The 21,708-nt window shown below is 64.7% G+C and carries 22 protein-coding genes; 6 read left to right on the top strand and 16 right to left on the bottom strand.

What is annotated here, in order from left to right; genetic code table 11:
• Nucleotides 1–29 precede the first annotated feature (29 nt).
• From LA343_RS11070 to LA343_RS11055, 4 genes are read right to left on the bottom strand one after another with little or no spacing between them, the layout of a single operon-like run.
• Nucleotides 30–1,277, bottom strand: a complete 1,248-nt coding sequence (locus LA343_RS11070) for a hypothetical protein (protein ID WP_025403398.1) — start codon at nt 1,275–1,277, stop codon at nt 30–32.
• 26 nt (nt 1,278–1,303) lie between these two features.
• Entirely contained in the window at nt 1,304–1,459 is a 156-nt protein-coding gene (locus tag LA343_RS11065) for a hypothetical protein (protein WP_182840894.1), read from the bottom strand.
• Between the two features lie 20 nt (nt 1,460–1,479).
• Nucleotides 1,480–2,379 carry a C40 family peptidase gene (locus LA343_RS11060; RefSeq protein WP_025403397.1) on the bottom strand — a complete coding sequence of 300 codons (900 nt, stop codon included), beginning with the start codon at nt 2,377–2,379 and terminating at the stop codon, nt 1,480–1,482.
• Complete coding sequence (locus LA343_RS11055; protein ID WP_025403396.1) at nt 2,380–2,676, bottom strand: hypothetical protein; 297 nt, start codon at nt 2,674–2,676, stop codon at nt 2,380–2,382.
• 89 nt (nt 2,677–2,765) lie between these two features.
• On the opposite strand from LA343_RS11055, the gene upp reads away from it, so the two are divergent.
• On the top strand, nt 2,766–3,404 hold the full coding sequence (gene upp / locus LA343_RS11050; RefSeq protein WP_025403395.1) for a uracil phosphoribosyltransferase: 639 nt from the start codon (nt 2,766–2,768) through the stop codon (nt 3,402–3,404).
• Here the strand turns inward: upp and LA343_RS11045 are convergent.
• Both LA343_RS11045 and LA343_RS11040 read right to left on the bottom strand, forming a co-directional pair.
• Nucleotides 3,401–4,939 (bottom strand): phospho-sugar mutase, encoded by a 1,539-nt coding sequence (locus LA343_RS11045; RefSeq protein ID WP_025403394.1) that lies wholly within the window; start codon nt 4,937–4,939, stop codon nt 3,401–3,403. The genes upp and LA343_RS11045 overlap by 4 nt on opposite strands.
• Nucleotides 4,936–5,766: a purine-nucleoside phosphorylase gene (locus LA343_RS11040; RefSeq protein ID WP_025403393.1), complete on the bottom strand. Its 831-nt coding sequence runs from the start codon at nt 5,764–5,766 to the stop codon at nt 4,936–4,938. The genes LA343_RS11045 and LA343_RS11040 overlap by 4 nt, the downstream gene beginning before the upstream one ends.
• A 96-nt stretch (nt 5,767–5,862) precedes the next feature.
• On the opposite strand from LA343_RS11040, the gene LA343_RS11035 reads away from it, so the two are divergent.
• On the top strand, nt 5,863–7,038 hold the full coding sequence (locus tag LA343_RS11035; RefSeq protein WP_224208383.1) for an amidohydrolase: 1,176 nt from the start codon (nt 5,863–5,865) through the stop codon (nt 7,036–7,038).
• Here LA343_RS11035 and LA343_RS11030 read toward each other — a convergent pair.
• Nucleotides 7,035–7,616 carry a DUF1707 SHOCT-like domain-containing protein gene (locus LA343_RS11030; RefSeq protein WP_025403391.1) on the bottom strand — a complete coding sequence of 194 codons (582 nt, stop codon included), beginning with the start codon at nt 7,614–7,616 and terminating at the stop codon, nt 7,035–7,037. The two genes, LA343_RS11035 and LA343_RS11030, sit on opposite strands and share 4 nt — an antisense overlap.
• A 53-nt stretch (nt 7,617–7,669) precedes the next feature.
• Entirely contained in the window at nt 7,670–8,743 is a 1,074-nt protein-coding gene (locus LA343_RS11025) for a hypothetical protein (RefSeq protein ID WP_025403390.1), read from the bottom strand.
• Between the two features lie 85 nt (nt 8,744–8,828).
• Here LA343_RS11025 and LA343_RS11020 point away from each other — a divergent pair, with 85 nt between their 5' ends.
• Nucleotides 8,829–9,266 (top strand): MarR family winged helix-turn-helix transcriptional regulator, encoded by a 438-nt coding sequence (locus LA343_RS11020; protein ID WP_025403389.1) that lies wholly within the window; start codon nt 8,829–8,831, stop codon nt 9,264–9,266.
• Here LA343_RS11020 and glpK read toward each other — a convergent pair.
• Genes glpK through LA343_RS11000 form a run of 4 tightly spaced genes read right to left on the bottom strand, consistent with a single transcriptional unit; the run spans nt 9,263 to nt 14,125 of the window.
• Nucleotides 9,263–10,867 carry a glycerol kinase GlpK gene (glpK, locus tag LA343_RS11015; protein ID WP_025403388.1) on the bottom strand — a complete coding sequence of 535 codons (1,605 nt, stop codon included), beginning with the start codon at nt 10,865–10,867 and terminating at the stop codon, nt 9,263–9,265. The genes LA343_RS11020 and glpK overlap by 4 nt on opposite strands.
• Nucleotides 10,860–11,399 (bottom strand): hypothetical protein, encoded by a 540-nt coding sequence (locus tag LA343_RS11010; RefSeq protein ID WP_025403387.1) that lies wholly within the window; start codon nt 11,397–11,399, stop codon nt 10,860–10,862. The genes glpK and LA343_RS11010 overlap by 8 nt, the downstream gene beginning before the upstream one ends.
• Entirely contained in the window at nt 11,396–13,189 is a 1,794-nt protein-coding gene (locus tag LA343_RS11005) for an acetyl/propionyl/methylcrotonyl-CoA carboxylase subunit alpha (RefSeq protein WP_025403386.1), read from the bottom strand. Before LA343_RS11005 ends, LA343_RS11010 begins: the two co-directional genes overlap by 4 nt.
• A 60-nt stretch (nt 13,190–13,249) precedes the next feature.
• On the bottom strand, nt 13,250–14,125 hold the full coding sequence (locus LA343_RS11000; RefSeq protein ID WP_025403385.1) for a sulfurtransferase: 876 nt from the start codon (nt 14,123–14,125) through the stop codon (nt 13,250–13,252).
• A 161-nt stretch (nt 14,126–14,286) separates the two neighbouring features.
• On the opposite strand from LA343_RS11000, the gene LA343_RS10995 reads away from it, so the two are divergent.
• From LA343_RS10995 to LA343_RS10985, 3 genes are all read left to right on the top strand, one after another.
• Nucleotides 14,287–15,351: a Cj0069 family protein gene (locus tag LA343_RS10995; protein WP_025403384.1), complete on the top strand. Its 1,065-nt coding sequence runs from the start codon at nt 14,287–14,289 to the stop codon at nt 15,349–15,351.
• Nucleotides 15,352–15,456: 105 nt separating this feature from the next.
• Nucleotides 15,457–16,968, top strand: coding sequence for an MmgE/PrpD family protein (locus LA343_RS10990; RefSeq protein WP_025403383.1), 1,512 nt, complete (start codon nt 15,457–15,459; stop codon nt 16,966–16,968).
• A 31-nt stretch (nt 16,969–16,999) separates the two neighbouring features.
• Nucleotides 17,000–18,256: a bifunctional 2-methylcitrate synthase/citrate synthase gene (locus LA343_RS10985; RefSeq protein WP_025403382.1), complete on the top strand. Its 1,257-nt coding sequence runs from the start codon at nt 17,000–17,002 to the stop codon at nt 18,254–18,256.
• On the opposite strand, the gene LA343_RS10980 is transcribed toward LA343_RS10985, so the two are convergent.
• Genes LA343_RS10980 through LA343_RS10965 form a run of 4 tightly spaced genes read right to left on the bottom strand, consistent with a single transcriptional unit; the run spans nt 18,234 to nt 21,702 of the window.
• Entirely contained in the window at nt 18,234–19,373 is a 1,140-nt protein-coding gene (locus LA343_RS10980; RefSeq protein WP_025403381.1) for a DUF418 domain-containing protein, read from the bottom strand. The genes LA343_RS10985 and LA343_RS10980 overlap by 23 nt on opposite strands.
• Before the next feature lie 10 nt (nt 19,374–19,383).
• Nucleotides 19,384–19,998 carry a nucleoside triphosphate pyrophosphatase gene (locus LA343_RS10975; RefSeq protein WP_039910966.1) on the bottom strand — a complete coding sequence of 205 codons (615 nt, stop codon included), beginning with the start codon at nt 19,996–19,998 and terminating at the stop codon, nt 19,384–19,386.
• Nucleotides 19,999–20,001: 3 nt separating this feature from the next.
• A complete protein-coding gene (locus LA343_RS10970; protein ID WP_025403379.1) occupies nt 20,002–20,211 on the bottom strand; it encodes a hypothetical protein in 210 nt (69 codons plus the stop codon).
• A gap of 18 nt (nt 20,212–20,229) precedes the next feature.
• Nucleotides 20,230–21,702, bottom strand: a complete 1,473-nt coding sequence (locus LA343_RS10965; protein ID WP_025403378.1) for an acyl-CoA carboxylase subunit beta — start codon at nt 21,700–21,702, stop codon at nt 20,230–20,232.
• Nucleotides 21,703–21,708 lie beyond the last annotated feature (6 nt).

Raw genomic sequence — 21,708 nt, 5'->3', positions numbered from 1 at the left:
TGCCTATTGTGTGTCTATTCTGGGTGCGATCAGAACTTCGTGAAGCGCTTGATCAGTCCGTCTTCCAGGGCTTTCCAGCCCTTGACTTCCTTATCGAAAGGAGCAGACGGAGTTCCTTCGCTGGGGGAGCCCAGCATGTAGGCCAGGTAGTTCTGCAGCTCCGGGTAGGCCAGCAGAACCTCGTTCACGCCGTCGTCTCCGGCCCAGTCTGCGGCATCCGCTAGAAGCTCATAAGCGCGACCTAGCTGCTTGGTGTCCACGGCTTCGATGGACGTTCCAATGTCTTCCCGCAGCCCGGTGAACGAGTATTGGTTGGATTCGTGCACCGTGACTTCGAGCTCGCCGGCGTTGGCTGCAGTGAGCACATCGCCCCACGTGCTGAGCTGATCCAAATCGTGCTCGGGTGCGTCAATGAGCCAGCGCACGAGCGAGCGCGAGTTGGGGAAGGTGTTGATCTGGCCGTGGCTACCCAGGAATCGCGGTTTGCCATCCACATAGCAGCGCAGGGTGTAGACGTACTGTCCGTCCATGCTGATGCGGATCGGGTCGATGCCCACCTCCGCCCAAAGCGTGGAGTCGTAGGGATCGGCCTCCTCGGCAGCTTCCTCTTCCTTCTTGGCGAGAGCGGCGCGCTTCTCCTCGCGGGCCTTTTCCGCTGCGTCGATATCGTTCTGAGCCTGGGTGATCTTGTCTTCCTCGATCTCGGGGGAGCTCAGGTAGTCCTCAATGTCGTCGAGCATCGTGGCCCACCGGTCGACCACTGTGCGGCCCACGGCGGACCATTCCTCCTGCCCCGTTTGGGACTGGTAGTGATCGGCGCCGCGCCGGGTGTTGTTGAGGATGGAGTAGGAGCTGAACCACGTGTTGATGCTGCTGATGCCCAGCACGCTGCCGAAGGAACGAAGCAGGTCGAAACCACGCGTCACCGCCATGGTGGATTCGTAGCCAGGGCGCTGGGCCAGCTGGCGGGGTAGTTCGACCAAGCTCACGGTGGTCTTCGATGTGGGCACCACGTTGATGGCCAAGTTCTTGGCGAACTCGGGCCACTTGGGGTGATCGGCTAGTTCGTTGCGGCCACCATCGTTGATGAACGCGAGCAGGTGAGCGGGGTTGCGAAACACGAACAGGTTGTCATCGTCGCCCAGGAAAGCCTGCCATGCTTCGCCCTTGACGATCCAGTTCGGAGCCCACAGTGTGTACCAGGTTCCGCTGGTGAGCTCCATTTCTAGAGCCACGATGCCCGTTCCGAATGTTTTCATGCCTTTATCTGCTGCCATGAAGCTGAATTCTACCCGTCACCCCGTTACTTTTCTTCGACCACCTCACTGCGCTGCCGCAGTTCGTTGGTGAGAACCGCCGGTACCGTTGCCGGTTCTTCGCCCAAGAATTGGGCCAGCAGGTACTCCCGAGGCTCCGGTTGGGTCACAACCCGAGCCAGTCCACCAGTGTGACGCACCATCGCTCTGCCTCCCTATTTCCCTATGCCGCCGTTGGGCGGTAGAAGCCCCTGAATGTCATGCCGATATTGTCCTGTCGAATCGGGTTGATCTGCACCGGATCGCCCGCCTCGATCATCTGGCCGTCCTCCACGACCATGGCCACGTGGCCATCCCACACCGCCAGATCCCCAGGTTGGACCTGATCGCGGGGGATCTGCGGACCAATTGCCTGAGCTTCGGCCGTGCGGGGGATATCCACGCCGGCCTGGGCGTAGGCCCACTGCGTCAACCCGCTGCAGTCCAGACCCTGACCCGGGGTTGTCCCACCCCACTGGTACGGCGTGCCTAGAGCGGATTTCGCCGCCGCGACGGCCGCGCTCGCCTGGCCGCTGCTCGGCGGGGCCGTGTCAGTTGGCGCATCCGGCTGCGCTGCCTGCACCACCTCCGAATGCTCCACAGGAATCTCCACCCGCTCAACCAGCTGCGTCAGCTCCGTCAGCTCTGCCTCCATCTGCTGATACCGCACCTCGGCGCGTTCCCAGTGCCGGAGGGCAATTGGTAGCAGTGTCGTGCCCGCCGCCATTGGGTTCATCATTGTGGCGGGAGCCACGGAGCTCAGCTCAGCTAGGCAATCCCCGGCGATGGCCGTGAGGTCCCGGATCGCGGCCTGCACCACAGCCTCCGCCTCCCACGCCACGTCATCCACCTCGTGGCCCGCATCGAGGACTTGGCCCAGCACCGCAGCCTCGTTTCCCAGTGACGCGGTGATAGCCTCCCCGGCAGCACCCGCAATAGCCTGGGTAGCCAGCACACTCATGGATTCCAGCAGCGCCCGCCCCTCCGCCGAATCCAAGTCCGCCACCACGGCCGAAGCGCCGCCTAGCAGCGGTGACGGCACTACCTGCTCAATGGGGCGCAGCAAGGTTCCCAGATCAATCATTTACCCCACCCCCGTGGAGGCGAAGCTCCCGGAATACGCTGCTTCGTGGTCACCCAATTCGCGGCAGAGTGTGTGCAGGCCCGTGGCGGCGTCGGAGAAAAAGCTCCCCGAACGGGCCACGGCCTGCGCATGAGCCATCCGCGCCCGCTCCACCGCCGCAGCGCATGCCTGCGCAGCAGGGGAGAACGCGCCCGTCATGGGAACGGCAGCGCGGTGGGATCGTGCAGCCCAGGCAATGGATTCGGCCCGTGCCCCCAGGTGGGCAAGGTCTGTGGTGTCGGTACTTAGATAACTCATGCACCATTAGACCCCGCCGGTCGGGGAAAGGTTCACACCCCGCCACCGACGCGCTGGCATCGCAGGTTCTTTCAGTACACTGAGAACCTATGGATATTCAGGTGGTCAAGCACCCTCTGGCGGCCTCGCGCCTCACCATCATGAGAGATAAGAACAGCAACAACGCAGCCTTCCGGGCCGCCCTCGCGGATCTCGGCACCATGCTGGTCTACGAAGCCAGCGTGGACCTGCAGGTCGAGACCTTCGACGTAGACACCCCTGTCGATACCGCCGAGGGCTACCGCCTGCAAAAACCCCCGATCATCGTCCCAGTCATCCGCGCTGGCCTGGGCATGATCGACCCGGCGCTGTCCATGATCCCGGATGCGCAGGTCGGCTTCATCGGCCTCGCCCGCGATGAAGAGACCCACGAGCCCGTGCCCTACCTCGAGGCACTCCCGCAGGATCTGTCCGGCCAGCCCGTGTTCCTCGTCGACCCGATGCTCGCCACCGGTGGGTCCCTGCTCCACGCGATCCGTCTGCTGGCGGCTCGTGGCGCGGACGATATCACCTGCATCTGCATGGTCTCCGCCCAGCCGGGCGTGGATGCCCTCGTGGAGTCCGGCCTGCCCGTCAAGCGCCTCATCACCGCCACCATCGATCCGGCGCTCAACGAGGATGCCTACATCGTCCCCGGCCTCGGCGACGCGGGCGATCGCCTCTACGGCCCACGCAACATGGATCTCTAGTGGTACGTGAGCTCGTTGACGTCCGCGATCACTCGGTTGAGTACCTGCTCGACCTCGGCGCGGTCTGACCCCGAGACCTCCACGTAGAACTTCGCCTTCGTTTCCGTTCCTGAGGCCCGCGCGATGACCCGCACCGCCACCGCGTCCGTACTTCCGGTCAGGCGAACCCCGGCTCCGGTGTTGCCGGTGGAGTCCGTGAGTGGCCCCGCCGTCACGGGCACATCTCCCAGCGCCTCGGGTGGCTGCTCGGCGCACTGCGCGATGAGCTTTTCCACCTCCGCGCGCGATCCCGTGCGCACGCTGACCTGCGCCGTTCGGAACACACCGTAGGTCTCCTCGATGTCCGCCAGCTCGTCGGCGAGGCTACGGCCCTTCTCGCTCAGCTCGGCCGCCCATGCCGCCGCGATGAGGGCCGTCGCGATGCCGTCCTTGTCCGCCACCAACCACGGCGTCGGTGCCGTACCGATCGCTTCTTCGTAGGCAAACGCCAGCTCGCCGGGCCGATGATCCGCCGCCCGCGCCAGGTGTTTGAACCCGGTCAGCGTCTCCACATAGTCCCACCCTTCGGCGCGCGCCATCCGGCCGAGCAATTGGGAACTCACGACGGTCGTCGCCACCACAGGTTTTATCCCCAACGCCACCAGCCTCCCCAGCACATACTTCGCCAGTAGCGGACCAGTTTCATCTCCCCGCAGCATCCGGTAGTCCCCGTCGTGGATTCCGAGCATGCAGCGGTCGGCATCCGGGTCCAAGGCGATGAGCAGGTCCGCGCCCACCTCTCGCGCTTCGGCGAGGAGCGCGTCGGTGGCGCCGGGCTCCTCGGGGTTGGGGAAGGAAACGGTGGGGAATGTGGGGTCTGGCCAGCGCTGCGATGGGACGCAGTGGACGTTGCCGAAGCCGTTGAGGCGCAGTGCCCATTCCATTGCGTTGCCGCCCACGCCGTGCAGGGGCGTGTAGAGGATCTTGAGTTTGCGCCGCGGAGCCAGCACGCGCTGCTCGCCGGTGGCGACGAGCGAACTGATGGCGGTGACGTAACCGGACACCACGGACATGTCGAGGTTCTTGGCCTCGGACCGGGGAATGTGCGCGGGGTCCGTCGGTTGAGCGTTGATACACTGCTCGATCTCGCGATCGACGGGGGAGACGATCTGCGCACCGCCGACGAGGTAGAGCTTGTAGCCGTTATCCTCAGCCGGATTGTGCGAGGCGGTGATCTGCACTCCCGCGTCGAAGTTGCGTGAGCGCACCAGCCAGGCGAGCACCGGTGTGGGGGCTGGCTCGGCATTCAAGGTCACATCGAAGCCAGCGCCGGCGAATGTTTCCGCAGTGGCGCGCGCGAAGGCGTGGGAGCCGTAGCGGGCGTCGAATCCGACGGCGATGCGGAACACACCATCGGGGGAGAGGGCGCTGCGGTGGGTGCGCAACCACTCGGCCACCCCGGCGGTGGCGCGGGTGACGGTGCCCACGTTCATCCGATCCGCGCCGGGGCCCACGTGGGCGCGTATCCCGGCGGTGCCGAAGGTCAGCTGACTCATAGCGACTCCACGAGCTGGGCGAGCAGCTCTCCCATGTCCTGGGCGGCGGCCTTACCCGCGGCGAGCACTTCCTCGTGGTTGAGCGGCTCTCCGGTCACGCCGGCCGCGAGGTTGGTGACCAACGATATGCCGAGCACATCCACTCCGGCCTCGCGGGCGGCGATGGTCTCGTAAACGGTCGACATGCCCACCAGTCCGGCGCCGAGGGTGCGGAGCATGTGGATCTCCGCCGGGGTTTCGTACTGCGGCCCGGGCATCATGGCGTACACGGCCTCGCGCATACCGGGCCGAAGCTTGGTGACCTTCTCCCGCAAGTGCGGCGCGTAGGCATCCACGAGGTTGACGAAGTTCGCGCCCTGCAGCGGGGTGCGTGCGGTGAAGTTGATGTGATCGGCGATGAGCACGGGCTCGCCGACCTCCATGCCCTCAGTGAGGCCACCGGCGGCGTTGGTGAGAACGACGGTCTTCACGCCGGCGGCGGCCGCGGTGCGCACGGCGTGGGTGGTGCGCCACAGCTCGTGGCCCTCGTAGGCGTGGGTGCGGCCGAGAAGCACGAGGATGTGCTTGCCGCCCAGGTTGGCGTAGCGGACCGTGCCGCCGTGGCCTTCGGCGGTGGGAGGGAGGAATCCCGGCAGGTCAGACATAGGAAACTCGTGGACCGTTTCAGCCTGCGCGGTCATCACGTCGGCTGCGGGTTTCCACCCGGATCCGAGGACCACTGCCGCGTCAAAGGTGGGCACTTTGAGCGTGTCGCGCAGGGCCTCGGCGGCCTCGCGGGCCACCTCGTAGGGGTCGGTCGCCTGGGGTGATCGTTGTGTAGCGGTCATAGAGATTAAGGATACCCAAGGGCGGTAGTATGGATAGGTCAGTTCGAAAACGGGAAGAAGTGGATAAGCGTGGAAACGAGCGGGACGACAGTGCCGGTGGCTTCATTCGTCAACCAATGGTTGGGGAGGAATCACGACCGCGTGGTGGAGTGGCGCCGCCATCTGCACCGCAACCCGGAGTTGTCCCACATGGAGCACGAGACCACCGAGTTTCTGTTGGAGACGCTGCGTGGGTTCGGGCTGCACCCAGAGGCGCTGCCCTCCACCACGGGACTGACCGTTGATATCGGACCGTCCGATGAGCACATGATCGCTTTTCGTGCGGATATCGACGCCCTACCGCTCAACGAAGTCACGGGCTTAGATTGTGCCTCCGAGGTGCCGGGTGTCATGCACGCCTGTGGGCACGATATGCACACCACGATTGTCTTGGGTCTCGCGGGAGCCCTTGCGGAGTACGTGGCGACCTACGGGGAGGATTCCCTTGGGGTGCGCGTGCGATTGATCTTCCAGCCCGCCGAAGAGGTTATGGACGGGGGAGCGACCCAGGTCATCGCGGCGGGTGCCCTGGAGGGCGTTAGCCGCATCTTCGCCGTCCACTGCGAGCCGAAGCTGAAGACGGGCGAGATTGGCGTGCGCACGGGCCCCATCACCTCCGCCAGTGACGTGGTGGAGATCATCCTGCGTGGCACGGGCGGGCACACGTCGCGCCCGCACCTCACGGCCGACCTGGTGTACGCCGCGGGTCTTATTGCCACGCAGCTTCCCGGCATCCTCGCGCGCCGGGTGGATCCGCGCTCCGGCACGGTGGTGACCTTTGGCGCAATCAACGGGGGTTCCACCTTCAACGCGATCCCGCAGGAGGTGCGCCTGCTGGGAACGTTCCGCACCGCAGAGGTGGGCGTGTGGCGCAAGGGTCAGGCGCTGCTGACCGAGTTGCTGGAGCAGATCGTGGCTCCCACAGGAGCCCAGATGGAAATCCGCTACACGAAGGGCGTGCCGCCGGTCACCAACGACGACGCCTCCAGTGCAGCCATTGCCGAGGCCGTCAAGGCCGTGGATCCGAACGCCCTGCGGGAGGCCCCGCAGTCCTCGGGTGGAGAGGATTTCAGCTGGTACTTGGAGCACATCCCGGGCTCCATGGCGCGCCTGGGTACGTGGAACGGCCAGGGGGAGAAGCCGGATCTCCATCAGCCGGACATTATCTTCGATGAGCGGGCGCTGACCGTGGGCATCCGCCTGTTCGCCGGCGTGATCGATCAGTTCCGCTAGTTCTTGAACAGCCGCTTTTCCGCGTAGCTGAGCACCTGCTGTTGCAGCTGATCGGTCTTCTGCCTGCGCAGTTGGCGCTGCTGTTCCTTTTGGAAGCGGTGCTCCGCGCGGAGTGCGGCGAGGCGCTGGCGATCCAGCTGCTTCGGGCTCGGCGCGTGCCACGATTCCGGGCCGACCTTCATGACGTAGAGCAGCACGAAGACTGCAGGCGGTAGCAGCACGAATGCGGCTCCCCAGGCGTCTGCGTTGGGCATCGCGCTGGTAGCGATGATTCCCGCGAGGGCGACGATTATGCTCAATAGCGTGATTCCGAGCTTCGGCTTGGCACCGCGCTGGTGCGCCTTTTCGATTTCCGCCGCCGAGTAGAACGGAACGAGGTCCGCCTGCGCGGTGAGGGGAGGAAGGTCGTAGAAGAGCTCGTCGAGCTCGTGGCGGCTGCGCGCCGCCGTGGCGGTGGTTATGCGCTCTTCGTATTCGACGATGTCGAGCCGTCCCTGAGCAAAGTGTGCCCCCAGGGCGGACATGGCATCGGAGCGTTCTTGATCACTGACGCGGATTCCTGGCTTCTCGGCGGGCATAAGCCACAGTCTAATAGATTTCTACGTACACCGTTAGGTGTTGTCGCATGGCGTTACACGGCGACGTCGCTCTCGAGTTCCTCCTCGGTGGCGGAATCGACCTCTACTCGCTGACGGTGCCCGTCCTCCACGGCCACGCGGAGGTATTCCACGGTGTGCTGGTGGCGTTCGGTGGAGTATCCGGCTACCAGCGCAATCACGCCCAGCACCAACCAGCCGAACAGGATGGACATCTGCGCTCCCATCGTTACGTCGGGGAAGTACATCACCTTCTTGGCTGCCTCGGAGAACCCGGCGCCGATCCAGAAATCGTGCAGCCATCCGAAGAATCCCGGCTGCATGACCGGCTCGAACACCCCGCCGCTGGAGGTGAAGTTCAGGCCCACGAAGCAGGTGGCAAAGACGAGGGTGGAGAAGCGCTTGAAGATGGGGTGCATGCCGATGCCGAAGAACATCACCGCCGTGGAGTACAGCCACGTCAGCCCGAAGATGGCCAGGCGGTGCCCGGCGAACATCCCGAATCCGGCGCTGGCGATGATCGTCATAAGCGCCGAGATGCCTAGGGCTGCAGCCGCGCCGAGGAGGATGCGCTCCCAGAACGTGCGGGTTGATCCGGCGGCGGCGATGGCGATCGAGCAGGCGTAGGACGTCACGGAAAGGGCCACCAGGTAGAAGAAGGCGTTTTGCCCCACCGGGTCATTGTCGTTGAGGGGTGCTAAGTCCTTGACCTGCAGAATCTTGCCCTGTTGCGTGGAGACGGCGCGGAAGATGCGCTCCACGGCCTGGGTGGTCGACTCCGAGGAGGCGCTGGCGACCATGAGCGTGTTGCTCGTCGCACCGGGGATGAATGCCCCGGACAAGGTGAGGTGCTGCAGTTCGCTCTCCGCCTCCTCCGGGGTGGGCACGGTGGACAGTTCGACCTTGTCGTTGAGTACCGCTTGGAGATCAGCGCTGACCGGCCCTGCGACGTCCGGTGCTCCGACGACCGCCACGGGAACCTCATGTGGCTGCGGGTTGTGGAAGCCGCCAAAGTACGCCAGGGCCATCAGCACGCCCATGATGATGGGGGTAAGGGCGTGGTTCATGACCGCCGTGAGGGGCAGACGTTCAGGCGTGGTGGTGGTCACGGACTTCCTTCGGGGGGTTGGGTGAATGGTGTGCGGCGGCAACCCGCCTCTGTATTAAGTACACCTGATCAGTTAGGCTGTCAATATGTCCAGCAGTGCCCAAGAACTGTCCAAGAATATCCGTGCACTCGTCGGTGCCTACCTTCGCGCCTTCCGCACCGAGCCCTACGTGGCAGAAAAGCTGCCACCCGGGCAGGAGACCGTTCTCGCGTACCTCAACACCACGCCCGGCCTCACCAGCGCCGAGCTCGCCCGCCTCGAGCACGTACGCCCGCAGTCGATGAACAAGACCGTCAGCCAGCTCCGCGAAGCCGGCCTCGTCGACGTGCACCAGGACGCCGAGGACAAGCGCCGCCACGAACTACGCCTCACGGACGCGGGCGCGATCATGCTGCGCGACGTGCGCGCGAGCCGCAACGACTGGCTCACCCAGCAGCTCGAACGAAACCTCACCGCCGACGAGCGTCGCCAACTCTCTGAGGCGCTGCCCCTCCTCGACGCCGTGCTGCGAGACGTGCGCTAACCTCGGCGCTTCGTGGCCGTCGCCCAGCCGAACGTGCGCGTGACCGCCTCGTTCCAGTTGGCGAAGGCATGATCTCGCTCGTCTTTATCGGCCTCGGGAGTATAGGTGTGCTCCTCTTTCCACAGTGATCGGATCTCATCGAGGTCCGAGAAGAAGCCCACGGCCAAACCGGCGGCATAGGCCGCACCCAGTGCCGTGGTCTCCGACACCTTGGGGACAATCACTGGCACGCCCAGCTGATCGGCCTGGAACTGCATGAGCAGCGAGTTGGCCACCATGCCCCCATCGACCTTCAAACAGGTCAGCGGCACACCCGAATCGGCGTTTAATGCCTCCACGACCTCGCGTGTCTGGAACGCCGTGGCCTCAAGCGCGGCCCGTGCGATGTGGGCCTTGGTGACATAGCGCGTCAACCCCGCGATCACGCCGCGCGCCTCCGGGCGCCAATGCGGCGCCAGCAGGCCGGAAAACGCTGGCACCACGTAGCAGCCACCGTTATCCTTCACGGACCGTGCCAGCGGCTCGATCTCCTCGGCCTTGTTGAAGAACCCCAGGTTGTCCCGCAGCCACTGCACCAACGACCCCGTCACCGCGATCGACCCCTCCAGGGCGTAGACCGCGGGGGAGTTGCCGATCCGGTAGGCGATGGTGGTAATCAAGCCGTGCTCCGACCACTGCGGCTCCGTGCCCGTGTTGAGCAGCAGGAAGTTGCCCGTGCCATAGGTGTTCTTCGCCTCGCCCGGCTCCAAACACGCCTGGCCGAACGTCGCGGCCTGCTGGTCGCCGAGAATGCCGCTGATTGGCACGCCCTGCACCGGCCCGGTGCGCCGGATCTTTCCGACCACCTCGGAGGAACTGACAATCTCCGGCAGCATGCTCATCGGGATCCCCAGTGCCTCGCACAGCTCCGGATCCCACTTCTGGGTCTTTAAGTCCATGAGCATTGTGCGAGATGCATTGGTCACATCCGTGACGTGCTGCGCCCGCCCCTGGGATTCCTCGGCCTTCCCGCCTCTGCGCGAGCGCCGCGTGAACTCCCAGATCAGCCACGAATCGATCGTGCCAAACGCCAGCTCGCCGTTCTCCGCGCGCTCCCGCACGCCCTCCACATTGTCCAAGATCCAGCGGATCTTCGGACCACTGAAATACGTCGAGGCCGGCAGACCCGTGCGCTCGAGGAACATCTGCTTCTGCTCGTCACTGAGGCCGTCCACGATCTCGTCCGTGCGCGTATCCTGCCACACGATCGCGTTGTACACTGGCTTGCCAGTCTCGCGGTCCCACACCACCGTGGTTTCGCGCTGGTTCGTGATCCCCACCGCCGCGATCTCGTCGGCCGAGATATCGGCCCGCGCTGCGGCATCGGCCATCACGCGGCGGCTATTCTTCCGGATCTCATCCGGGTCATGCTCCACCCAGCCGGGCTCCGGAAAAATCTGCTTGTGCTCCAGTTGACTCACCGAGACGATGCAGCCTTTGGCGTCGAATATGATGCACCGCGTGGACGTGGTGCCCTGGTCAACAGACATCACGTAGCCGCGCTTGGACTTCGTCCACTTCGCGAGCGTTCCGGTGAGTTGGTTGGCCAGATGATCAACCATCGGCAGCGTCCCTGCGCGCCAGCTGCGTGAACAGCGCGATCAGCAGCATGGCGATGCCGGCGCCACCGGCGAGCATCGTGACCCACCGCAGCGCCTGCAGGGTGCCGGCAGAAAACGTGGAGATGTAGTTCGTGCCCTTATCGCACACGTAGCGAGCGCCGGGGATGTTCTTGTTGAAGGCCACCGTGGCGTACACGCCCTTGGGCGAGGCGAACGGAAGCGCGATGTTGTCGATGCTCAAGTTATCGCCATCGACCGTGGGCTGCGCATCCTCGATCGCGGAGCTGACGTCCTGGCCGTTGGCGTCCAGCGGCTGGCAGTACGTCGAGGACAGAGCCTCCTTGTTTGCCAGCAGGTAGTACTGCTTGTTCGCCTGAACGTCGTAGCCCTCGGAGAAGTTCTTTACGTTCATCGTGGCAACCAGGCCGGCGACGAAGGCAACGATCAGCAAGCCAATGCCGAGGGCAAGGGTGCTTTTCGGCAGCACACCACGGCGTTTGGTCGGGGTGGGTTCGGGGGTCTCGTGGGTCATGCGGTTTCGTCCTCTGGATCGGCAATGTCGAGCAGCGCCTGATTTTTGGTGACGCCATCGCCGGCGCTGATCGTCAGGGAAGTGATCACACCCGACTTGTGCGCCTTGACCGCGTTCTCCATCTTCATGGCCTCGAGAACAAGAATAGTGTCACCCTCGGCGACCTGGTCGCCTTCGGCGACATCCACCTTGATGACGGTGCCCTGCATGGGGGCAGCGACGGTATCGCCGGTGATGGCGATATCCCCGGCATCGGCCCGGCGCTTGCGGGCACGCTGCACGCTGCCGCGAGCCGCGAGCAACTCACCCGGCACCACGACCTCCACGCGGCGACCATCGATCTCCACCACGATGGTCTCCTTGGGCAGGGCGGCATCGGTCGCGTCAGCGATGTCCAGCGGATCCTCGTACGGGGCGATGGTGTTGTTCCACTCCTCCTCGATCCAGCGGGTGTACACCCCAAAGTGCCCCTCGGCGGCGGTGAATGCCGGATCGTTGAGTACGGCTTGGTGGAAGGGGATGACGGTGGGCAGGCCCTCGACCACGTACTCGCTGAGCGCGCGGCGGGAACGGGCCAGGGCCTCGTCACGATCCTGTCCGGTGACGATGAGCTTGGCGAGCATCGAATCGAACTGCCCGCCGATCACGGAGCCTTCCTCGATGCCAGAATCCATGCGCACGCCCGGGCCGGAGGGCTCGCTGTATCGCTGAATACGGCCGGGGGCTGGCATGAAGTCCTGCGCGGCATCCTCGCCGTTGATGCGGAATTCGATGGCATGGCCGGAGATGGCGGGGTCTTCGGTGCGGGACAGCGGCAGGCCGTTGGCGATGCGGAACTGCTCGCGGACGAGATCCCAGCCCGTGACCTGCTCCGTGACGGGGTGCTCCACCTGCAGGCGGGTATTGACCTCGAGGAAGCTGATGAGCCCGTCCGAACCCACGAGGTACTCCACTGTGCCGGCGCCGTAGTACCCGGCCTCCGAGCAGATGGCCTTGGCGGACTCGTAGATCCGCTTGTTCTGCTCCTTGGTGAGGAAGGGCGCGGGGGCCTCCTCCACGAGCTTCTGGAAGCGGCGCTGCAGCGAGCAATCGCGGGTGGAGGCCACCACAATGTTGCCGTGCTTATCGGCGACCACCTGGGCCTCCACGTGGCGAGCCTTATCGAGGTAACGCTCCACGTAGCACTCGCCGCGGCCGAATGCGGTGATGGCCTCGCGCGTGGCGGACTCGAACAGGTCTGGGATCTCCTCGATGGTGTAGGCCACCTTCATGCCGCGACCGCCGCCGCCGAACGCGGCCTTCACGGCGACCGGCAGGCCGTGGGTGCGGGCGAACTCCACCACCTCATCGGCATCCTTGACCGGCTCCTTCGTGCCGGGGGCCATGGGCGCGTCCACGGCGGTGGCGATGTTGCGGGCGGTGACCTTATCGCCGAGCTTTCGGATCGCCTCCGGGCTGGGGCCGATCCACGTCAGCCCGGCATCCTCGACGGCCTGGGCGAAGTCGGCATTCTCCGACAGGAAGCCATAACCAGGATGCACAGCGTCCGCGCCGGTGGCCTTAGCGGCGTTGATGACCTTGTCGATGTCGAGGTACGACTCCGCGGACGTCTGACCGCCCAGCGCGAATGCCTCGTCGGCCATGCGCACAAACGGGGCATCTGCGTCCGGTTCCGCGTACACGGCAACGCTGGCGATACCTTCGTCGCGTGCAGCGCGGATCACTCGGATGGCAATCTCGCCCCGGTTGGCGATCAGAACCTTCGTGATCCTGCCAGCGTTATCGGTCACCTGTTGTCCTCCAGTGTCAGTGAATTGCTTGTGGCTAACGTATAGACGCTACTACGCGCCCTATCGTATCGAATAACCCTGGTGTTTCCGCTCAATCGGCATCCGCATCATGTTGCCCCACTCCACCCACGAGCCGTCGTAGACGCGCACATTGGTCCAGCCCAACAGGTAACGCAGCACGAACCACTCCTGGGCCGCGCGGCCGCCATTGTTGCAATAGACCACGGTGGGTCGTTCGGGATCCAGGCCCTCGTGGACAGCACGGAGCTGGTCGACCGATCGGAACCGGGAGTTGGGGTGAAGTGAGGCGTCGGCGCTGATTTTCACCGCGCCGGGGATGTGGCCGCGACGGCTGATCTCCGCCGCCGAGGCAGTGTCCTCGCCGTTGAAATCGGCCGCATCGCGCAAATCGAGGATCTGCGTGGACTCCACCTGATCCCGCAGCTCATCGACGAAGATGCGGTGCGTGGCATCGTCCCGATCCGTCACCGGGTAGCCGGAGACGCGGGAGACGGGAAACTCGTAGGAGATTTCCCGCTCCTCCTGCATCCACGCATCCCGGCCACCATCGAGGAGTCGAACGTCGGGGTGGCCGAACAACTCGAAAATCCACAGGGTGTAGACCGCCCAGAGATTCGAGTAATCGCCGTAGATGACCACGGTATCGTCCCGGGAGATGCCCTTGTCATCCATGAGACGGGCGAAGTCTTCCGGGCTGATCACATCGCGAATGAGGGAATCGGACAGCTCACGATCCCAGGTGATGCGCACAGCGGTGGGGATGTGGCCAATGTCATAGAGCAGCGAATCCTCATCGCTTTCTACGACCTTCAAGCCGGGCGTGCCCAGCTTCGCGCCAAGCCACGCGTTGGTGACCAGCTTGTTTCTGTCCGCGAACTGGTCCAATTGCGAGCTCGGGTCCTGCTCAATTCCCATGGGGGCCTGCCTTTCGATCACACAAGATTGTAACCCGTGCCACGTCGAGGGGTAATAGGGGTAGCGATATTGCTCTCACACGTTCTTCTCAGAGTGCTGAAGATATTTAACAGGCATATATTTAAAAGCGTAGGAACACTCACTGGAGGAAGGACAGTTCCTTGCATAAGAATATTGTTGTTTTTGAAGTTGAGGGCGGAAATGACAAGGGGGAGGATGGGCACCGCAAGGACACCATGCCCATCGTCGAAGCCATCCGCGACAAGGGCTGGGGCGCAGAAGTAACCTACTTCGACCCGAACAAGGCCGACGAGATCTACGACGAGGTCTCGAAGAACTACGATGCCTACATTTCCCGCGTGAACCCCGGACACATCCCCGGCGGCGAGAAGGGCTACTTCGACATGCTGACCAAGCTGTCGAACGAAGCCGGCTTGGTGGGCATGTCCACTCCGGAAGAGATGATGGCATACGGCGCCAAGGATGCGCTGGTCAAGCTCAACAAGACCGACCTGGTTCCTGAGGACACCGCGGCGTACTACACCGTGGAAGAGTTCCACAAGACCTTCCCGAAGACCCTGTCCTACGGCGAGCGCGTGCTCAAGCAGAACCGTGGCTCCACCGGCTCCGGCATCTGGCGCGTGCAGCTCGAGGACAAGGAGCTGGCCAAGTCCGTTGAGCCCGGCACCGAATTGCCGCTGGACACCAAGCTGAAGTGCACCGAAGCCGTGGACAACCACACCGAGATTCGCGAGCTCGGCGAGTTCATGGACTTCTGCGACCAGTACATCGTGGGCGACAACGGCATGCTCGTAGACATGCGCTTCATGCCCCGCATCGTCGAGGGCGAGATTCGCATCCTCCTCGTGGGTCCGCACCCTGTCTTTGTGGTGCACAAGAAGCCCGCAGCCGGCGGTGACAACTTCTCCGCCACCCTGTTCTCCGGCGCGAAGTACACCTACGACAAGCCGGAAGCATGGCAGGAGCTGGTGGACATGTTCGCCGAGGCTCGCCCGGTCATCGCCCAGAAGCTCGGCGGCGACAATATCCCGCTGATTTGGACCGCCGACTTCATGCTCGCCGATGCGGATGACGGCTCCGATACCTACGTCCTGGGCGAAATCAATTGCTCGTGCGTGGGATTCACTTCCGAATTGGATATGGGAATACAGCAATTGGTGGCCGAAGAAGCCATCAAGCGCGTTGAAGAAGCCAACAAGAATTAATTAGTTGGCCTGGAGGTTTTGTGCAAAAAAGTACAAACCTCGCCCACAATTGAACGCGGATCATTAGTGTGATGGGTGTCACCTATACAAGGAGGTTTACACCCAGTGATCACACATGAGATCCGCGTTCACAAGTCTGCAGACGATTTTCCCCAGGAAGAACACTTGGCGTGGAAGATCGCCACGATGGCCGCAGACCCCGTGGCCATCGACAGCGATGTGACCGACATGGTCATCAATCGCATCATCGATAACGCCGCCGTCGCATCGGCCTCGATCTTGCGCAGGCCCGTAACCTCCGCGCGCGTCCAAGCACTATCCCGCTCCGGCGGACGCGCGGCCGTGTTCGGCTCCGGAGCCACCACCTCGCCCGAATGGGCCGCCTGGGCCAACGGCGTGGCCGTCCGCGAACTGGACTTCCACGACACGTTCCTCGCCGCCGAATACTCCCACCCCGGCGACAACATTCCCTCCATCCTCGCCGTGGCGCAGCACCGCGCGGACGACCTCCACCTCAGCGGCAAGGATCTCATCCGCGGGATCGCCACCGGATACGAGGTGCAGGTGGACCTCGTGAAGGCCATCTCCCTGCACAAGCACAAGATTGACCACGTGGCCCACCTCGCCCCCGCCGCCGCGGCAGGCATCGGCACGCTCATCGGCCTCAAGCCGGACGTGATCTACCAGGCCATCGGTCAGGCACTGCACACCAGCACCGCCACCCGCCAATCCCGTAAGGGTCTCATCAGCTCCTGGAAGGCCTACGCCCCGGCCTTCGCCGGCAAGATGGCGGTCGAATCCGTGGATCGCGCCATGCGCGGCGAGGGCGCACCCGCCCCCATCTGGGAAGGCGAGGACGGAGTCATCGCCTGGCTGCTCGACGGCCCGGATGCCGAGTACACCATCGAACTGCCCGGCTCCGGCGAACCCAAGCGCGGGATCATGGAGACCTACACGAAGGAACACTCCGCCGAGTACCAGTCCCAGGCGCCCATCGACCTGGCCCGCCGCATGCGCGAGACTATCCCCAACCTCGACGACGTGGAATCTATCGTGCTGCACACCAGCCACCACACCCACTACGTCATCGGCACCGGTAGCGGCGACCCTCAGAAGTTCGACCCGCACGCCAGCCGCGAGACTCTCGACCACTCCGTGATGTACATCTTCGCCGTGGCCCTCGAGGACGGCGAGTGGCACCACGAGCGCAGCTACGCACCCGAGCGCGCGCAGCGCCCCTCCACCGTTGAGCTGTGGCAGAAGATCTCCACCGTGGAAGACCCCGAGTGGACCCGCCGCTACCACTCTGAAGACCCCAACGAGAAGGCCTTCGGCTGCCGCGCGGTTGTCACCATGAAGGACGGCACGGTCATCGAGGACGAACTGGCCGTCGCCGACGCACACCCCCTGGGAGCTCGCCCGTTCCAGCGCGAGGACTACATCAAGAAGTTCCGCACCCTCGCCGAAGGCGTGGTTTCCGACAAGGAGCAGGAACGCTTCCTCGACGCCGCCGAATCCACCGCCGACCTCAAGCCCGAGGACCTCTACCAGCTCAACGTCTCCGTTGAGCCCTCGATCCTCGCGAAGGCGCCCTCCATCCCCCGCGGCATCTTCTAAACCTCACCCTCACTCAAAGGAGAACCTCACCATGACTAACCCACGCTCATTCAAGCCGTTCAAGGTCTCGAAGGCCGAGTTCGACCGCGGGCGCACCAAGTTCGACGCCCCGCGCCAAAAGTCCGACCCAACCCACAACGCCACAGGCACCCCAAAGAACATCAACAAGGGCCTCAACGGCGTGGTCGTGGATATCAGCGGTGTCTCCAAGGTCAACCCGGAGACCAACTCACTGACCTACCGCGGCTACCCCGTCGAGGAACTCGCCGAGCACTGCATGTTCGAAGACGTGGCCTACCTGCTCTGGCACGGAGAGCTGCCCGACTGGCGCGAGGCCGCCCAGTTCCGCGAGCGCGAGCGCGCCCTACGCACCGTGGACCGCGTCATGCTGGACCTCATCAACTCCATGCCGAAGTCCGCGCACCCCATGGACGTGGTGCGCACCGCCGTGAGCGTCTTCGGCACCCAAGACCTGGAGGCCAGCGACCGCGATCCGGAGACGGTACGCCGCACCGGCCTCAACCTCATGGCCAAGCTGCCCACCATCATCGCCTGCGACCTGCGCCGCCGCAGGAACCAGGAGTTCATCCCGCCGAGCCGCGACCGCGGCTTCGCCGAGAACTTCCTCTACATGTGCTTCGGCGACGGCGAGGACAGCCCCGCCAACAACCGGGACGACGTGGAAGCATTTGACCAATCCCTCACCCTCTACGCCGAGCACGGCTTCAACGCCTCCACGTTCACCAGCCGCGTCATCACCTCCACCATGAGCGACGTCTACTCCGCCATCACCGGAGCCATCGGCGCCCTCAAGGGACCCCTCCACGGCGGCGCCAACGAGGCCGTGATGTACAACTTCCTCGAAGTCGGCGATCCCGAGGATGCCGAACAGTGGGTCAACGACCAGTGCGACGCGAAGAACAAGGTCATGGGCTTCGGCCACCGCGTGTACAAGAAGGGCGATTCGCGCGTGCCCACCATGGAGGCCGCCATGCGCCGCACCGCGAAGGTGCACGACGGCGACAAGTGGGTGCAGATGTACGACAACATGCAGTCCGCCATGTCCGAGCGCACCGGCATCTTGCCGAACCTCGACTTCCCGGCGGGCCCCACGTACTACATGCTGGGCATCGACATCCCGTTCTTCACCCCGATCTTCGTAATGTCGCGCGTGGTCGGCTGGACCGCCCATGTGGTCGAGCAGAACGCCGACAATGCCCTCATCCGCCCGCTCTCCAGCTACAACGGCCCAGAGCAGCGCGAGGTTAAGGCCGCTTCATCACAGTAAACGGCAGGCGGGAGGTCCGCGTGAGCAGGGCCTCCATCGGGCCGCGCCGGAAGAACCAGAACCATACCGTCGCGAAGCCAATGGGCACCAGCAGGTTGATCCACGAGTAGTTCGGCTCCGCGATGTTGTGGCCTTGCTCTGCCAAATAGCCCAGGAAGATGATGTGCGCAGTGTAGGCCGTCAGCGGCATGCGTCCCAGCGCTCGCAGCGGGTAGAGCGGCCAAGTCACCCGCGAGCACAGCGCCAGGCATGCGCCGATCACGGCTGCGGACGCTCCGATGCTGGCGACAATCTCCACAATGGATCCCGAGTGAGGCACGTACACCCACAGCCATCCCGCGGTCTGTCCCGGGGGGATGCCGTAGGCGTGGTCGAACATTTCCACCGCCCCCGCCAGCCCGTTGGGGTTTGCGTCAATCACCCGCTGCGTCAAATCGCTGACCTGCAGGAACCAGCGGGAAATTCCCATGGCCACGGCAGCGAGGATCACGCCGACGGCCATGAGCCAGAGGTGCACCTCCCGCACGCGGAAGAGGCACCGGCCAATCACCATGCCGGCAGCGAAGATCGGAACCCACGTCACCACGGGAAACAGACCCGTGAAAAACAGCGTTTGCGTCGCCTCGCTCCACTCGTGCTCGGCGAGCATCTCCGGGGTCAGCGCCGTGCCGAACATCGGGGGCGCATCGAGGTGCGGCCGCACCACCCACGTGAGAATCGGTGATCCCACCGCCGTCACGCCAGTCAGCACCGCCAAGCCCCACGTGGGCAACCGATACATCCACGGGGCGAACAGCACGTACAACGCGCCATACGTCGTGAGGATCACGATCGGCCCCACCGACGGCTGCGATAGGGCAATGCCCAACGCGAACAGCAGCACACCGCGGATCGCCAGCGACAGGTCCATCGCCAGTCCGCGGCGCCTGCGGGTCAAGAACACCACGGAAATGCCCGCCAACACGGCGAACAGCACGGATGCGCGCCCATCGAACAGCGCCAACCAGTCGTTATCCGGGTAGCGGTGCGCGAATGTGTGCATGCAGAACATGCCCAGCACGGCAATGGCGCGTGCTAGGTCGATGCCCGCGAAGCGTGCGGTTGTTGTGGAGCCCATTGTGGCCAATCTAGTGACCCTCGGTGCGGTTCCAGAAATCGGATACTCCGTAGCCGAAGGCCGCCAGCCCGCGCCGCACCACGGGAAGGGACAGCCCGATCACCGACGATGGGTCGCCCTCGATGCGGTCGATGAACCAGCCGCCCAGCGCCTCTAGGGTGAAGGCTCCGGCGCAGCCGAACGGTTCCCCGGTGGCCGCATAGGCGGCGATGTCGGCATCGGTGGCGTCGGCGAAGTGGATCGTGGTGGCGGCGGTTTCTTGGTACCTATCCACCACTCGGCCACCTTCTACCAGCAGCAGCGCGTGACCGGTGATGAGCTCAGCGGTGCGACCCCGCTGCCGCTGCCAGCGCGCGATCGTTTCCTGTTCCGTGTGCGGCTTGCCCTGCAGTTCGCCGTCGATGAGCAGCATGGAATCGCCGCCGATGATCACGCCGTCCTCGCCAACCACAGCCTCGGCCTTCGCCGCGGCGAGATGCTGCACGTACTCGGCGGGCGTCGGGTCATCGAGCTCCGCGGCGGCAGCCGGCTCATCGACGTGGGAGACCCGAACTATCGGTTCCACGCCCGCGGAGCGCAGGATCGACAGCCGCGATGGGGACGAACTCGCCAACACGATGCGCATGAGCTACGCCCTGGGCAGTCGGGGGTTGCGAAAAGCCAGCGGGTTCGCGTGGTGCAGCGCGTGGTGCGTGCCGAAGTGGCCGCGGGTGTGCGGCTTGGCGTGGCGCATGGCGTGGGCCTGCTCGGCGATGCCGTCGAGGGTGCGGTGCAGGGCGCGCAGCTGGGTGTCGTCTAGCTGGCCCTTAACGACCTTGTACACAGAAGAATCAGTCATAGCTACAGGAATTCTCGGCTAGAAGGGCAGGTTGTTGTGCTTGCGAGGGTAGTGGTCCTCGGCCTTGCGCTCGAGCAACCGCAGCCCGTCGGCGATCCGCTGGCGCGTCTCCCGCGGCGGCACCACGGCATCCACGAGCCCGCGCTCGGCGGCGGCGTACGGGTTCACCAGCTTCTCCGCGATCGTGGCCTCGTCCTTGCCCGTGACGTGCGCGATGGTCTCCGCATCGGCCACGGCGATCTGCGCGGTCGGCCACGCGTACACCAGGTCGGTGCCCAGCCGCTTGGCGCCGAAGGCCAGGTAGGCGGAGCCGAAGGCCTTGCGGGTGACGATTGCGATCTTGCCCACGGTCGCCTCGGCGGTCGCGCCGATGAGCTTCGCGCTGCGGCGGATGAGCCCCGCGCCCTCCTCGTCAGGGGCGAAGCCGGGGCAGTCCACCACGCTCACCAGCGGGATGTTGAACGCGTCGCAGAGGCGGATGAAGCGCGCGGCCTTCTCGGCACCGTCGGCGTCGATGGCTCCGGCAAGCGCGTCCGGCTGGTTCGCCACGATGCCCACGCTACGGCCCTCCACCCTGGCCAGTGCGGTGAGCATGTTGGTGGCGAATTGCGGTTGCAGCTCCAGGGCGCTGCCCTCGTCGACGACCGCCGAGAGGACCTCGCGGACGCTGTAGCTGGCGGCGTCGGAATCGGGAATGATCCCATCCAGGGTGGCGGGCTCGGTTGCCGGTGCGCTCGGCTCGGCCGGGGCGGGGATGGCGCGGTTGTTGCTGGGCAGGTAGCTGAGCACATCCGCGATGAGGTCGAGGCCCGTTGTTTCATCCGACGCCACCAGATGCGTATTACCCGATGCGACATCGGTGGCGGTGGAGGCGGCATCTGCCTCGGAGAGCTGCAGGTGGCCCTCGCCCTCGACTTCGATGATGACGTCCGACAGGGACACCCCGTGCACCTGGGCCGCGGAGGTCGGCCCCGCCACGAGGGCGATCTGCGGGATCACACCGGAGGCCAGCGACTGCAGGCGGTAAATGCGCGTGAAGTACTCGAGGGCGGCCATGCCGTCCTTGATGCGCGCGCCGGCGCCATCGTAGATGGCCACTAGCGGGGTGCCGGACTTCACGGCGAGTTCCACGATCTTGAGGATCTTCTCGCCCGCGGTCTCGCCGACCTGGCCGTCGAAGATGGTGTTGTCCTGGGAGAAGATGCACACCGGGCGGCCGTCGATGGTTCCGTGACCGGCCACGATGCCATCGGTCACGGGGCGCTTGCGGTCCGCGCCGAACGCGGTGGAGCGGTGGCGGGCGAGGGCATCGGTCTCCACGAAGCTGCCGTCATCGAGCAGGTGTTCCACCCGCTCGCGGGCGCTCAAATGACCGGCCTCGTGCGTGGCGCGCACGGCATCTTCACCGACCGGGATGCGAGTCTCCGCCAGGCGTTCGCGCAGGTCTGCGATCTTGCCGGCGGTCGTGGACATGTCCGTGGAAGAAGTCATGGGGAT

This window comes from Corynebacterium falsenii (genome assembly GCF_020099275.1).
Taxonomy (GTDB): domain Bacteria; phylum Actinomycetota; class Actinomycetes; order Mycobacteriales; family Mycobacteriaceae; genus Corynebacterium; species Corynebacterium falsenii.
The sequence above is the reverse complement of the archived record's forward strand: the minus strand, read 5'-3'. Positions and strand labels throughout refer to the sequence as shown.